14 protein-coding genes and 2 pseudogenes are annotated in these 13,740 nt (G+C 69.4%); 6 read left to right on the forward strand and 10 right to left on the reverse strand.

Annotated elements, in window-relative coordinates; genetic code table 11:
• Positions 1–231: 231 nt before the first annotated feature.
• Positions 232–684: an Lrp/AsnC family transcriptional regulator gene (locus HEP85_RS40390; protein WP_168532248.1), complete on the reverse strand. Its 453-nt coding sequence runs from the start codon at positions 682–684 to the stop codon at positions 232–234.
• A 111-nt stretch (positions 685–795) separates the two neighbouring features.
• Between HEP85_RS40390 and HEP85_RS40395 the strand changes: the two genes are divergently transcribed.
• From HEP85_RS40395 to HEP85_RS40405, 3 genes are read left to right on the forward strand one after another with little or no spacing between them, the layout of a single operon-like run.
• Positions 796–1,413: a LysE family translocator gene (locus HEP85_RS40395; protein WP_168532249.1), complete on the forward strand. Its 618-nt coding sequence runs from the start codon at positions 796–798 to the stop codon at positions 1,411–1,413.
• Between the two features lie 48 nt (positions 1,414–1,461).
• Positions 1,462–1,914 carry a PaaI family thioesterase gene (locus HEP85_RS40400; RefSeq protein WP_211118163.1) on the forward strand — a complete coding sequence of 151 codons (453 nt, stop codon included), beginning with the start codon at positions 1,462–1,464 and terminating at the stop codon, positions 1,912–1,914.
• The gene (locus HEP85_RS40405; RefSeq protein ID WP_248002340.1) at positions 1,911–3,104 is read left to right on the forward strand and encodes an MBL fold metallo-hydrolase; all 1,194 of its coding nucleotides are present in this window, start codon (positions 1,911–1,913) and stop codon (positions 3,102–3,104) included. Before HEP85_RS40400 ends, HEP85_RS40405 begins: the two co-directional genes overlap by 4 nt.
• 703 nt (positions 3,105–3,807) lie before the next feature.
• Here HEP85_RS40405 and HEP85_RS40410 read toward each other — a convergent pair.
• The 8 genes from HEP85_RS40410 to HEP85_RS40445 form a co-directional block, all read right to left on the reverse strand.
• Positions 3,808–4,296: a GNAT family N-acetyltransferase gene (locus HEP85_RS40410; protein WP_168532250.1), complete on the reverse strand. Its 489-nt coding sequence runs from the start codon at positions 4,294–4,296 to the stop codon at positions 3,808–3,810.
• 571 nt (positions 4,297–4,867) lie between these two features.
• Positions 4,868–5,059, reverse strand: a complete 192-nt coding sequence (locus HEP85_RS40415) for a hypothetical protein (RefSeq protein ID WP_168524973.1) — start codon at positions 5,057–5,059, stop codon at positions 4,868–4,870.
• Between the two features lie 168 nt (positions 5,060–5,227).
• The gene (locus HEP85_RS40420; protein ID WP_168532251.1) at positions 5,228–5,674 is read right to left on the reverse strand and encodes a hypothetical protein; all 447 of its coding nucleotides are present in this window, start codon (positions 5,672–5,674) and stop codon (positions 5,228–5,230) included.
• Between the two features lie 652 nt (positions 5,675–6,326).
• Positions 6,327–6,545 (reverse strand): hypothetical protein, encoded by a 219-nt coding sequence (locus HEP85_RS40425; protein ID WP_168532252.1) that lies wholly within the window; start codon positions 6,543–6,545, stop codon positions 6,327–6,329.
• Positions 6,545–6,775, reverse strand: coding sequence for a hypothetical protein (locus HEP85_RS40430; RefSeq protein ID WP_168532253.1), 231 nt, complete (start codon positions 6,773–6,775; stop codon positions 6,545–6,547). The genes HEP85_RS40425 and HEP85_RS40430 overlap by 1 nt, the downstream gene beginning before the upstream one ends.
• A 179-nt stretch (positions 6,776–6,954) precedes the next feature.
• On the reverse strand, positions 6,955–8,667 hold the full coding sequence (locus HEP85_RS40435) for an enoyl-CoA hydratase-related protein (RefSeq protein WP_168532254.1): 1,713 nt from the start codon (positions 8,665–8,667) through the stop codon (positions 6,955–6,957).
• Between the two features lie 588 nt (positions 8,668–9,255).
• A complete protein-coding gene (locus tag HEP85_RS40440; RefSeq protein ID WP_282189886.1) occupies positions 9,256–9,387 on the reverse strand; it encodes a hypothetical protein in 132 nt (43 codons plus the stop codon).
• Between the two features lie 130 nt (positions 9,388–9,517).
• Positions 9,518–9,787: a GlsB/YeaQ/YmgE family stress response membrane protein gene (locus tag HEP85_RS40445; protein WP_168532255.1), complete on the reverse strand. Its 270-nt coding sequence runs from the start codon at positions 9,785–9,787 to the stop codon at positions 9,518–9,520.
• A gap of 854 nt (positions 9,788–10,641) precedes the next feature.
• On the opposite strand from HEP85_RS40445, the gene HEP85_RS40450 reads away from it, so the two are divergent.
• The gene (locus HEP85_RS40450) at positions 10,642–11,010 is read left to right on the forward strand and encodes a hypothetical protein (protein WP_248002567.1); all 369 of its coding nucleotides are present in this window, start codon (positions 10,642–10,644) and stop codon (positions 11,008–11,010) included.
• A 15-nt stretch (positions 11,011–11,025) separates the two neighbouring features.
• Here the strand turns inward: HEP85_RS40450 and HEP85_RS40455 are convergent.
• Positions 11,026–11,155 (reverse strand): annotated as a pseudogene (locus HEP85_RS40455) (IS5/IS1182 family transposase); the annotation flags it as partial.
• 131 nt (positions 11,156–11,286) lie between these two features.
• Here HEP85_RS40455 and HEP85_RS40460 point away from each other — a divergent pair.
• Positions 11,287–12,102: a hypothetical protein gene (locus tag HEP85_RS40460; RefSeq protein WP_168532257.1), complete on the forward strand. Its 816-nt coding sequence runs from the start codon at positions 11,287–11,289 to the stop codon at positions 12,100–12,102.
• 122 nt (positions 12,103–12,224) lie between these two features.
• Positions 12,225–13,603: pseudogene (locus HEP85_RS40465) on the forward strand (IS1380 family transposase).
• The last annotated feature ends 137 nt before the right edge of the window (positions 13,604–13,740 follow it).

Raw genomic sequence — 13,740 nt, forward strand, 5'->3', positions numbered from 1 at the left:
CGGATCGGGCACGCCCAGCAGACCGGACAGGATGTCAGAAGGTGCGGTCCCGCCGGGGAACGGCGGTAGACGCCGCGGCGAAGCAGACGATCCCGGGCACGGTGAACCCGTACGGACGCTGCCTCGCCGTAAGGCCGGTTGCGATCGGCGGCTGCGTGATCCTGGTCCGGCACCCCGGGGCTCTCCGCCTACCCGGGCCGCCCGCCGCGGAATTGACCCTCAGGCGTTCGGCTACTCGGGCAACGGCCGGTCGTCGATGACGTTCTTCATGACGAGGGTGGAGGTCAGGCGCTGGACTCCGGGAAGCCGGGCCAACTGCTGGTCGTAGAGCTGCTGAAAGGCGGCAAGGTCGCTGGTGGCCACGCGCAGGAGGTAGTCCGGCTCGCCGAACAGGCGCTGCGCCTGCAGCACGTGGGGGACGGCGGACACGGCCTCTTCGAAGGCGGTGACGGTGTCGGGAGTTTCCCAGCGCAGGGTGGCGAAGACGAGGGCCTCGAAGTTGAGGCCGACGGCGGACGGATCGACGACGGCCCGGTAGCCGCGGATCGCTCCCTCACGTTCGAGGTCGCGCAGTCGACGGTGGCAGGGCGAGACGCTCAGCTGTACACGAGCGGCCAGCTCGGTCACCGTCAGGCGGCCATCGAGCTGCAGCTCAGCAAGAATCTTCCGATCCAAGGCATCCACGAAGGAGATTCTCCCTCACATCTCGCGATCATGAGGTAAATACGCAAACATCTTCGGGCAATTCCGGCCTAGCCTTCCCTCCAGAGCAAGACATGCGAGAGGGAACGAACGATGAATACGACGACGCTGGCGGCCTTCCTGGCTGTGGACCTGCTGCTGGTCTTCACGCCAGGTGCGGACTGGGCCTACGCGATCTCCGCCGGCCTGCGGAGACGTTCGATCGTCCCGGCCGTCACCGGCCTGATCGCCGGCCACGCGGCCTACGCGCTCGTGGCCGTCGCGGGCCTGGCAGTCATCGTGGCGAGCTCCCCGGCCGCGCTCACCGCCCTGACCGTGGCGGGCGCCGGCTACCTGCTGTGGCTGGGCTGGGGCGTCCTGCGACAGCCGGCCGTGCCGACAGCCGCCGGAGAAAGCACGGACACCTCCCGGTTGCGGGTCATGCTCAAGGGGGCCGGGATCAGCGGCTTGAACCCGAAGGCACTCCTGCTGTACTTCTCGCTGTTTCCGCAGTTCATCCACCCTGCCACGGGCTGGCCGGTCACCGCGCAGACCGGCCTCCTCAGCACGGTGCATCTGACCGCGTGCACAGTCGTCTACCTCGCCGTCGGCGTCCTGGCACGGACGGTCCTGAGCACCCGCCCCTCCGCCGCCCGCATCGTCACCCGGATCAGCGGTGCCATGATGATCGCCATCGGTATCTTCCTGCTGGTGGAACGACTGGCCGGCTGAGGAACCCGTCCCGCTCCACCCGACCCGGATCCGAAGGAGCGCACGCACGTGGAAGACCAGCAGGAACAGGCGAGCCCCGCGGTGCGCAAGCGCATCCAGGACAGCTTCGACCAGCAGGGCCTGATGTCCCACCTCGGCGCACGGATCACTCACATCAGGCCCGGCCGGGTCCACATCGTGCTCCAGGCCCGCCCCGAGGTGACACAACAGCACGGCTACATCCACGCCGGCGCCACCAGCGCCATCGCCGACACCGCCGGCGGCTACGCCGCGCTCACCCTGTTCGACGACGAATCCGAGGTCCTCACCGTCGAGTACAAGATCAACCTCCTCGCACCCGCCGCCGGCGACCACCTCGAAGCCATCGGCACCGTCCTCAAAACCGGACGCACCCTGACCGTCTGTCAACTGGAGGTCTACGGCGTCCAGGTCGACGGCGCCCGCAAGCTCGTCGCCAACGGCCAGCAGACCCTGATCCGCGTCAACCGGCCCGCCGCATGAGCCCTCAGCCCTCCAACGCGATCCTGCCGTCCTGGCTGACGTGGTGGCAGCGGCCCTTCCCTGACGCCAACACCCTCCTGCTGCCGGGACGGCAACCGGCCCTGGTCGACACCGGCTTCGTCGGCCACGCCGACGAGACCGCCGCCTGGGCCCGCGCACACGCCGGCCCCATCGACCTGGTCGTCAACACCCACTGGCACTCCGATCACGTCGGCGGTAACGCCCTCCTCCAGGCCCAAGGCGCCACCATCGCCGCCGGAACACCGGAGGCCGACGCCATCACCCGTCGGGATCCCGGCTGTTGCGGGGCCGAGTACCTCGACCAACCCGTCGCCCCGTACACCGTGAACGTCCCGCTCGACGACGGCCAGGTCCTACAGCTGGGCGACACCGACTGGCAGGCCGTCCGCACCCCCGGCCACACTCCGGGCCATCTCGCGCTGTGGCAGCCAGAGGAGCGGATCCTCGTCGTCGGGGACGCGCTGTCGGACTACGACGTCGGCTGGGTCAACCTCGCCCTCGACGGCCCCGGCGCGGCGACCACCGCGCTCGCCTCCCTCAAACGGATGGCCGACCTCGACCCCCGCCTGATCCTCCCCTCCCACGGCCCGATACCCACCGACCCCGCAGCCGCGTTCTCCGCCGCCCTTCGCCGGGCTCAGCGACTCATCGACGACCCCGCCGGAACCATCTGGTACGGCGCCCGCCGGATCTTCGCCTTCGCCCTGATGATCCGCGACGGGATCCGACGAGGTCGAGCCGTATCTCCACGCCCGCGCCTGGCTGACCGACGCCGCCCACCTCCTGGCCGTAACCCCCGAGGCCCTCGCCACCGAACTGGTCACGACCATGCTCCGCAGCGGTGCCATCGTCCTGCGCGACGGACGCATCCGGGCCGCCGCCGACCACACCCCTGTGGCGCCCGAGACGATGCGCGTGCCCTACCCACGCGCCTGGCCCGCGAACGAGGCGCGCTGACACCTGCTGGAACGAGGGGCGGGCGATCGGCCTCCAGCCGATCGCCCGGCCGCCGCGTCACCCGCGAAGACGCGTCACCCGCGAAGTCGCGTGCCGCCTCGCGCGGCGCGCTGTGCACTTTGGCGTACCTCTTCACGAACCGCGCCAGCCAACCCCCGGGGACTCCAGCTTCGCCGACTCAGATCTGGGGCCCCAGGCCGTCCACTCCCTGAGGAAATGCCGCCGCCGTGAGACTGGCGGACTGCGCCATCGACCGGCGACTGCGACCCAGCCGAGCTCCTGGTCAGTGGGCAGGGCCCGTGCCGTCAGCTGCGAGACCTTACGCCAGCGTAGGGAGCCGGACCCGAGTCTGCTTCCCGAAGCGCACCGCGAGCAGTACACCCGCGGCCGTCGCAGGCTGGAGGGCCGGACTGGCCCGTCTCCGTCGTCCTCGCCCCAGCCTGTTCCGGCACTGCCGACCGGAGGGGGCTGGGTGTTCGAGATGAGGGTCGACGGCCACCGGACGGGTCATGTGGCGGACCGGTGACGGGTGCGGATGCGGGCCCGCTCCGGACGTGACGTCACCGCGGTGTGGGGCGACCTCGCCGACCTGGCCGGCCTGCCGCTCCCGGCCGGGACCGTCCTCGACGGCGAGGCGAACGAGCGACGCGGAGACCCTCTGCGACCTGTGGATCGGGACGCGCATGATCGCGAAGACACATGGCGGCGCCGGTCAGCTCGACCGCGCCATGACGGGTGCTCCGGCGTCGGCTGGAACCTGACGGAGCCGCCGTAAGGCCACCGGCATACAGGTAGGCGTTCCGAGGGTGCCGATGTGGCTGGTGGGGGTGGCGGGGCGCCCTGGTCGTCGGTGGTGCAGCAGTGGGCGGCCCCGTCGGTGGCCATACCGATCAGGGTGCCCGCAGGCACACCGCGTCATTCCGGAGGAATGCGAAACTCGAATTCGGGACGGTCCCACGGCACGGCGGGCGGGTTCGCAAAGGCGGTCCCGGTCCTCACCGCACCAACGCGGTGGTAGAAGTCCTCGGCGGGAATATGCGACACGACCCTGAGACGGTCGAGCCCAGCGGCACGGGCCTCGGATTGCATGTGCGCCACGAGCAGGCGTCCAATACCCCGACCCTGCGCTTCGTCGGCGACGAACAGCAGGTCGAGCTCCGGTGGCGCGAGGACGAGCGAGTAGAACCCGAGGACCCGGCCTCCGTGCTCGTCGGCGCCGACGGCCACAAAGGCGCGATGGGCCTCGATGTAATCAGGACCGACCCGGTAGCCCGCGACTGCGGCTGCGTACTTGCCCCGGTAGGCGCCCGAGCCACGCACGAGCCGCGTGAGTCGTTTGGCATCCTGCGCGACGGCCCTCCGTATCGTGACCGTCTGGCTGATCGGAGCAGTACGTGAACCCATCGGGAGAGTATCGCGCACCGGTGGAGTGCCTTGGCGCGGCGGGTCTGCTGCAGGCGCGCGGAAGCCGACCGCCGCCCACCTTCACGCGCTCATCAGCGCATGCCGCGCCCCCGGCACACGCCCGCGTACGCGCGGATCAGCGTGGCCGAACACGCCCGACGCCACCTGCGCGATGCCGCCGTTCACCTGATGCACACGGCACGGGTCGCCTCGCTCCGGAACCCGTGCCGACCACACTGGCGGAAGCCGACGCCCTTGCCTCCATCGTGGACGCCATCGCCGCATCCTTCCCGCCTGCTCCGTATCCCTGCCCCGAATCCCCGCACAAGCCCCTGCGCGGCTACGAAGAGGCCGCCCCGGAGCAACGGCGGCTACTGTCACGGTCCTTTTCCGCATCCGTCCCGCGCCTCGCTCAGCTCTCTGCTCCCGCAAGACGATGCGGTGCCCCGACTCCAGGTCGGGGCACCTTTTGCTATGCCCGACGATCCCGAGCATGAGCCGCCCAGCACGCCGTCCTGATCCGGAGCCATGTACCCCGGAGGCGTGTTGAACGATCGAAGCTGCAGCGGCCTCACGGCTCGCCGGCGAGGGCCTCTGTCTGGTGGACGACTTCGAGCGACGCCAGGCCCTCCGCCGCGCACAGGCGGTCCGATACGCCGCCTACCTGGGTCTGGAGGATCTGGTAGGTCGCGCCGCGTTCGTCGTCCCACCACGCCTGCGCCCCCTGGGGAGAGTGCAGCCGCACATCACCCTCGCCTGCCATAGAACGCTGACGTTGAGCTCGGCCCGTGGCGGGCGCGTCATCTGACATCCCCCCGGGGATGCGTGGGCGAGAGCCCTACGCCTGCCGCGCCTTGCTTGCCACGGCCACCCAGCACGCTACCCCTGCGCCGCTCGCGGCCACATTTGGGCGCATGCCTGCCAGTAGGTCTCATGACGAATGAGCCACGGCGTCTTCCCGCAAGTACGCGAACAGCGACCGTACGCCCTGTGGGTCGTCGCCGATCGCGGTGAAGGAGAGGATGGCCTGCAGGGCATGCCGGGCGAGGTCGCCCGTCGATTGGACGTCCTCACCGGCCGCGCGGGCCCAACCGGACATCATGGTCATCGCGACCGAGGTCACCAGGGAGACGGGGCCCTCCCGCCACTGCGTCAGCGCCTCTTGCTGTTCTGCCCCGTCCAGGTGGGCGATTCCGGTGGCGACGAGCACCACGGTCTGCAGTCGGCTGGCGCCGTACTGGGCGACGAGCTCCGCGAGCGACCGCTCGCCGTGCCCGCTCTGCACCAAGGTGGCCAGTGCATCATCGTCACTGGCCCACGCCGCTTCGAGTGCGGCGACCGCGCGCATGACCTGATCTGGAGTCAGCTCTGGTGGCATGGGCAACACCGTAACCATCCCGGCACGAATCCCCGGTGCGCCAGGGATCGGAAGTCCCCTGTACGGGTCAAGGAGCGTGCGGCGCGGGCCTACCGGGAGATCGGGGACGAGGCAGCGAGCCTGCGCTGGGAAGCCGCCACCTGATGCACCCTTCCCCCCACCACGTCCTGGCTGCACGGGTTCGGCACGGCGACTTCACCAAGCTGGGGAACGTAGTGGTCGCAGACAGGCATACGAGGGGCCATACCGCTGGGGTGACGCCAGCCCGACAAAACACCGCGTGCCCCACCGCCACCCCCTGCCGGGGCCCAGCCTTGCGGGACCCGACATCAGCTCTGGACGGCCCAGCACCTACCTTCTGGCGCCACACCAGCCCGGAATCCGGCTGGCCGGCGGCCGTGGCAGCGCGGCGTGCAGCCGCCAGACGCCTGGTCGCGGGATCCGTCACGGAAGGACAGCCCGTCATCTATGCGGTCGATCGTGCAGTGGCGACTGGACGTGCCGTAGAGGTTCGCCTGTTTAGCCGGACGACGCCACCGGGCGGCTCGGGGGGCCTGGTTCCTCGTCCGCTAGGGCAGGTAGCCGGCGGCGTCCCGGACCGGGTCTCGAGCCGACCGTGCCGATGGTGGGGGACGTAGCGGTGGCGCACGCGTCACTGCCGCCTCGAGCCCTGGAACCTCTGGAACGCTGCCGCCAGCGACAACGATGCCCATGTCGCGGCGAGGCCGGTGTTCACGTTCTCGACTCTCCTGGCCATGATCACGTGTACCGGGTTCACGAACACGATGCCGGACTCGAGGTCGGTGATGTCGAAGGCGTGATCTGCGCTGCCGTGCTGCTCGCCGGCGGGCTGACATGCGGTGCCGGGCATTATGAGTGGGCCTGCTGCCGCGCAAGGTCCTTGAGCGCCATTCTGGCCGCTGGCGTTCCGTTGGGACTCTGCCAGTAGGGGTGTGCGGCGATGAAACGGGACAGCTCTTGCAGGCGTCGCCGGTGCGCGGCGGTGCCGTGGGTGGCCGGGGTGTGGGCGAGTTCTCGGTACGTGGCGTACCAGGCGGTCTGAGCCTGGACGAGGTCACTGGGGAAGGTGGGTGCGTCCATAGCCCCGATTAGATCGCATGTTCGATTTTCTGGGCAAAGTCAGAGTCCATGGAACTGCCGGCGAGAGGAGTGGCGGAACGATCGGCAAAGGGCGGTCTTGGGCAGTCCTGCACGGCGCCGCGTGGAGAGGTCGTTGCTGAGGAAGATGTTCCCGGCATCGGCCGTCAGCGGACGCGGTGTCATCCGGGGTCGACGGGTCCGGTGAGCGGGAAGGGTGAATGGCCCGGGGTCTTGCGAACGAAGGCGGAGCGCAGGGCGTGGTACGGGGCGCGGGGGTCGAAGAAGATGGCGTGCATGCGGGCGAGTTCGGCACGTCGGCTGCCGGCGAGGGAACGTGCGCGTTCCTTCGCGGCGTGGGCGTCGGCCTTGGCGGCGATGCGCCGGTCCAGGCCAGGGCCGGCGGCGAGTTCGCAGGCCAGCCGCCCGGTCTCGGCGGCGAAGTCCTGCGGTGCGGCCGCTACAAGCCGGTCCACGAGACCGAGCCGTTCGGCGTGGGCCGCGCTGACCGGCAAAGCCTCGTTCGTAAGCCGCTCCGCCTGTTCGGGGCCGACGCGCCGGGGCAGGGTGTAGGTCCAGTACTCGGAGCCGTACAGACCCATCCGCCGGTAGTGCGGGTTGAGGACGGTGCCGGTGCGGCACCAGACCTCGTCGGCGGCGAGTGCGAGCATGACGCCGCCGGCGGCTGCGTTCCCGCCGAGAGCGGCAACCACGAGCCGGTCGGTGGTGAGCAGGATCGCCTCGACGAGGTCGTCCATGGCGTTGAGGTTGGCCCAGGACTCCCGGCCAGGATCGGGGGCTGCTTCGATGACGTTCAGATGGATCCCGTTGGAGAAGAAGTCGCGCGTGCCGCCCAGGACGAGGACGCGGGCGGGGCGGGCGAGCGCGAACCGGTAGGCGGCGAGCAGTCGGCGGCACTGCCAGGTGCTCATCGCCCCGCCGGGAAAGGAGAAGCTCAGGAAGCCGACATCACCATGCTGGCGGTATCGGATATCGCTCCAGGTACGGCGGTTCGCCGGCACATCGAAGGGGAGGCGGGCCTCCGGCAGAGCCGCCCCGGTACGTCCGGTGAAGGCGGCGAGAACAGAGGTGGCCGGACGCCGGAAGGGAGCGGGATCGCCAGAGTTCTTGCGGGGGCGAAGCTCCGGGATCCAGACCGCGCCGTCCATGGTGGCCCGGCAGACGGCACCGGCGCGCTTGGCGAGGAGTTCGCCGGGGCGACCGCGTAGCTGGTCTTCCGGAAAGCCGCCGTGAAGGAACACCTCCCGGCCTAGGAGTTCATCCAGCGCGCCCGGCTGTGAATCGGCGGCGCGAAGCTTGTGCAGCACCGTCTCGGTGTCATCACGGTGCCAGTCGATGCGGCGCCGCTCCTGGCGGAAGGAATCACGCCAGACAACCGTCACCGACGTGTCTGTCTGCGGCAAGGGCTTGTGTGTGCCGTCCGCGAAGCGTCGTACCGCCGCAAGGACCGCGCTCACCGCAGCATCAGCGACTTCGCCCCGGTACAGGTCACTCTTGCCGACGGGCGGCACGAGGAACGGCTCGGCCGCCCAGATCGCGCCCGCGTCCATCGCCGCCTCCGCCTGCAGCACGGTCACACCCCAGCGGGGTGCCCGTGCGTCGATGGCCCAGTCCAGAGCGGACGGTCCCCTGTCGCCGGGCGGACCCGGGTGCACGATCAAACACGTGTGCTCCCGCCACACGTCCTCGGGCAGCGCCGTCCTGAGCATCGGCGCGATGACCAGGCCGGGCCGCAACTCGCGTACAGCGGCCCGGATCGGGTCAGGGCCGTGAGCGGCGAGTACGACCCCCACACGGTGGCCGTGACCCGTCAGTTCGGCGTACAGGCGCTGGGAAAGGCTGTTGAATGCGCTGGCGACGAGCAGGATGTCCACGGAACCGCATCCTCGCTGGCTTTGGGGGGAACAGCGAAGAAGCGCGGCCGCGTTTCGTCCGCCGCGTCAGCTCACTTTTGGCCCTCCGGACCATCATGTACAGGCCCAACTGCTCAGTTTGCGCGCAGGCCCGATCGGCCCCCCCACAGTGATCTTGGGCCGGCGGAGCAGGCCGAGGCCTGGTGGCGAGCGGCACCTCTGCGAGACCTTCCGCGGCCGCCCGCGGTAGCTTGCGCAGCTACGTCCGCCGCAGCGTTTTCTCGCGGCCCTCCACGTCCGGCCGTCGCCTGTGCCCGTACGCCGCCGCGCAGAGGTCGCTTCAGCGACTGAGCCGCGAAGCAGTGGGAGAACCTCGCCGACGAACACCAGATCCTCGCGGTGAGTGTTCGCCGCCCGGATGAGGATGAGCTGCTCTTCCATTCGGCGCCCCGGGTGTTCCGTCAGCGCACCCCGCGCCGCTGGTTGCGCATGGTCGACTTGGATCCTCATCGTGTCTCGACATCTGGTCCCTGGCTGGTCACCCGTTCCGTCATTTCTGCCTGAAGGGACGGGAAGCACGCGTCGGGAAGCGTTCAGAGACCTGGATCACTACGTCAGGGCCGAGGCGTCGACCGGGAAACAGAACGGGCTGAGGAGCAGGGCGCGGCGTGCGCGCGTCGGATCCGGGGCTTTGCGGCCGGCGCTGCGACGAGCGTTCCCGGCGTACAGCGTGGGTCTCACGACAGCCAAGGTAAGGAAGGCTGCCCCGGGGCAGCCTGAAGGTCGCTCCGGGAAGTCGACAAAAGGCGGCGGCTCCGGCCTTGGATGGATCCAAGGCCGGAGCCGTTTCGCCCGGGGAGCGGGGGTGGGATCAGGCGTGGCGGCGGTTTCCGGTGAAGACCCGGTACAGGACGAGGAGGATGAGCGAGCCGACGATGGCGGCGATCCAGGTGGAGAGGTCGAAGAAGCCGTCGATGGAGTCGACGCCGAAGATGACCTTGCCGAGCCAGCCGCCGAGGAGACCTCCCGCGATACCGATGAGCATCGTGATGATGATGCCGCCCGGGTCCCTGCCGGGCATGAGGGCCTTGGCGATGATGCCCGCGAGCAGACCGATGAGTATCCAGGCGATGATGCCCATGGTGTGTGTCTCCTACCTGGTCGTATAAAGAATGTGTCAGAGCCCGTGTGTTCTCTGTCGGCGATTTCAAACCCTGTCGACACGTACGCGTAAACCCGGAGAGGAGGCTCCCGGGGACCCGTGAACCGATCGTGGGTGCCAGGAGCTGGCGCCCGGGCGTGCGGGCAGCGCGTCAGGAACAGCCGCGACGCGGCTAGTGACTCAGGTTCGGGCTGAGGCGCAGAGTGCAGCAGAATCCCGGCCCGGTCCTCCGGAGCCACCGCGAGCAGTTCGCCGTCCACACGTGCGCGTACACGGGACCAGCTGCGGCGCCTTGGCGAGGGAGTTTCGTTCGGATCAGTCGGTCGTTGGTCCGGGCATGCCGTCAACTCAGTTGCAATGGACGGGAATGGCGCTGTTGCTCGCGGACCGGACTCCGCAGCCCGGTGGCGTGATCACCGGGGGATGATCGACGCGATCGCCTTCAAGTTCCAGACCGTGACCCCATGGGTTCACCTGCCGGAGAAGTACGGCAACTGGCGTGGCGTTTACGACCGGCTGCGGATACCTCTCGATTCTGCGGGCCCGGGTGAGTATGAGAACGGCCAACGCAGATCATCAGCAGGGTGTGGACTCCTGAAACTCGAGCGATGGCCGCGGGCCACAGCATGGACGCGGCCCGCTGGCGGGCGATGTACGACGAGGCCATGGCCCGGGGCCGACCGGATGGGGAAGGTGCGCTCTCGCTCGAGACGGCTGATCCGGCTGGCAATTCCTTTGCGCGACCGAGCAGGTCACTCCTAGCGTGCAAGCGCACAGGAACCGTGCGCCAGGGCGGCGCGCCACACGAATGGGGAGGAACCGCCGTGGGAATCATGGTCTCGGTCAGGGGCTGGCTGGAGTGTGACGACGGACAGCTGGCCCAGATCAAGGAGATCGTGGAAGCAGACGATCCGGAGCGCACCTACAGCGGGGGCTGGGCCTTCCCCCCTCGGCAGTACAACAGCGGCGGGTGGGCCTTCTACGGGGGCAACATCCGCGCGGTGTCCCTCGACTGGTTCGAGGAGAGGTTGCGTCAGATCGCCCAGATCCCGGCCTCCTACGAGGATGACGAGTACGACGAGAGGCCGCGGGGGCTGTTTCTGGTCAGCCACGACGTCGACGGCATGAGCGAGTGGAGGGTCCACAACGGCGGCCTGGTGATCGGCCTCCCGGACGGGGATTACCACTACCTCGACGCCTAGGACTTGTCTGGTTGATCATGTCCGGAGCCAGATAGCGAGGGCTGCCGCGGTGGCGGTGCCGGGGTAGACGTAGCGGCGCTTGTCGTAGCGAGTGGCCCCCGGTCCGGTGCTGCTTCAGTCGGTTGATCGCCCGTTCCACGGTGTTCGTCACCGGCGTCGAACTCTTCGTGGACGGCGGCGTCGGCCAGGTGCGAGCTCTGGGCTCGCGTCGACATGCCTTGACCAGCGGGTTCGTGTGGTTGAAAGTGGCCCTGTTGATCGACTGGGGTGGGAAGCATGACGCACGACGAATACGTCGACCGCTGCGAGGAGCTCTTTGCAGTGGGCGGATTCACGCAGGTCCGGAAGCTGGCCGAATCCGGCCTGGAGGAACTCGGGCCCGATCCAGTGCTCTACCGGTGGCTCGGCCTCGCACACGCGGCGGAGGACGAGGACGACCACGACGCCGAGGCGGAGAAGGCCTACGAGGCCGGGCTCGCGCAGTGTCCCGACGACCTCGGACTGCTCGTCTCCTACCTGGAGTTGTGCCTGCGGGCCGACGAGTGGACGTATCCCGGGCGCAGCGGTCGGGCGGCCTTGCTGAAGGAGCGGATCGCCGTGCTGGCTCCGGCGGGTTCGCCCGAGGCGGCACGGATGGAGGACGCGCTCGGCTGGGCCGGGCGGGGCTACTGGCAGGACCTACGGGAGAGGACGGCCACCGCGCGGGTCGAACGTGCGGCTCTGGCGTCTCACAGCGCTGATGTCGCGGAAGCGCTTGAGCAGGGCGGTCAGGCGCCCGCGCATCCCGAGGACCTGCGGGCCGCCGAGGTGGCGGCCGCGTTGGAACTGCTGGCCGGTCCGTGGCGGGCTCCGCTGCGGCTCATGGTCCGGCATCGGGTGGCCGCGTACGTCGCCACCTTCGTGCTGGTCCTCGCCACCAACAAGGCGCTGGTGTTGAGCGGGACCGTTTCCTACAGCGTGTGGGGCTGGATCTGGTACGCGCCCGTCCTGCTGGCCGACACGAAGCTCAGGCAGGCCCGGCGGCTGGCCCGGCAGCGGGTGATCGCCGCGATGGAGGCCCGGCACGCCGATACCGCCACGTCCGCGGGCTAACCTCGGGCTTTCACGAGGTGGGCTGTCCAAGAGTTGATCAGAAACACGGAAAGTGCCCTTGACCTGCAACGATGGGACTTGCTGAGGGTCCTGTTGGCTGCAAGGAAAAGAGCACTTTCCAGGTGAGAGAGCCTATCTCGTCGTACCCACGTGTCCGTGTCCAGGCAGACGGTCGGCAGGTGCTCTCGCAGGCCGGTGCGGTCCTGCTGTTGGAGACGGTCCGCAAGACGGGCCTTGACCAGGCGATATCCGCAGCTCTGGCTCCGTGGCGCAAACCGCGGGCCGTCCACGATCCCGGCAAGATCCTCCTGGACGTCGCCCTGGCGGTCGCACTGGGCGGGGACTGCCTCGCGGACGTCTCCATGCTGCGGTGTGAGCCGGCCGTCTTCGGCCCGGTCGCCTCGGACCCGACCGTCTCCCGCCTGATCGACACCCTCGCCGCATCCGGCGACAAAGCCCTGCAGGCCGTCCGGTCCGCACGCTCCGAAGTCCGTCATCGTGCCTGGTCGTTGGCCGGCGAGAACGCCCCGGACGCCGACGGCCAGGTCACTGTCGACCTCGATGGCGTCCTCGTGATCGCCCACTCCGACAAGCAGGACGCGGCCGCGACCTGGAAGAAGACCTACGGCCATCACCCGCTGACGGCTTTCGTCGACCACGGACCGGGCGGAACCGGTGAACCCGTCGCCGCCCTCCTCCGACCGGGAAACGCGGGCTCCAACACCGCCGCCGACCACATCACCACCGCCCAACTCGCCCTGGCCCAACTGCCCAAGCACTACCGGCGAGGACGGCAGACGCTGATCCGCACGGACTCCGGCTTACGGCACCCACGACTTCGTGTCCTGGCTCGCGAAGCGGGCCGATGGCTGTCCTACTCGGTCGGCATGACGGTCACCGAAGCGATCCACGAACACGTGCTGAAGGTCCCCGCCTCGGCCTGGACCCCGGCCGTCGAGGCCGACGGTGAGGCCCGGGACGGGGCCTGGGTCGCCGAGCTCACCGGCAAGCTCCTGGACGACTGGCCCAAGGGCATGCGGCTCATCGTCCGCAAGGAACGGCCCCATCCCGGCGCCCAGTTGAGGATCACGGACGCGGACGGCATGCGGATCACGTGCTTCGCGACCAACACCACCGGCTTGAGCCGATCGCCGAGCTCGAGCTGCGTCACCGGCTCCGGGCACGGGCCGAGGACCGGATCCGGGCCGCCCGGGCCACCGGCCTGCGCAACCTGCCCCTGCACGACACCGCCCAGAACCGGGTCTGGATGGAGATCGTCCAGATCGCGCTCGACCTGCTGGCCTGGATGCCCATGCTCGCGCTGACCGGCCGGGCGAGGCTCTGGGAACCGCGTCGATTGCGGTTCCGCCTGTTCTCCGCAGCCGGCCAGCTCGTCACCACCGGTCGGCGCAGGATTCTCCGCCTCGCCCGGCACTGGCCCTGGACCGGCGAGATCACCGCCGCCCTTGAACGGCTCGCGCTCCTGCCTGACCCCGGCTGACTGGCAACCCATCGTCCCTGCGGCAGCATCACCCGCCCGGGCAGTGGAACCCGGCGCCCACCCGACGCGACAGCCGGGCCACCGGCCTGCCCGGCATCAGCTCCGGAAAGCAAAAGGGTCCGCCGACTCCGTCGGCG

Source organism: Streptomyces sp. RPA4-2, from assembly GCF_012273515.2.
GTDB lineage: Bacteria > Actinomycetota > Actinomycetes > Streptomycetales > Streptomycetaceae > Streptomyces > Streptomyces kaempferi.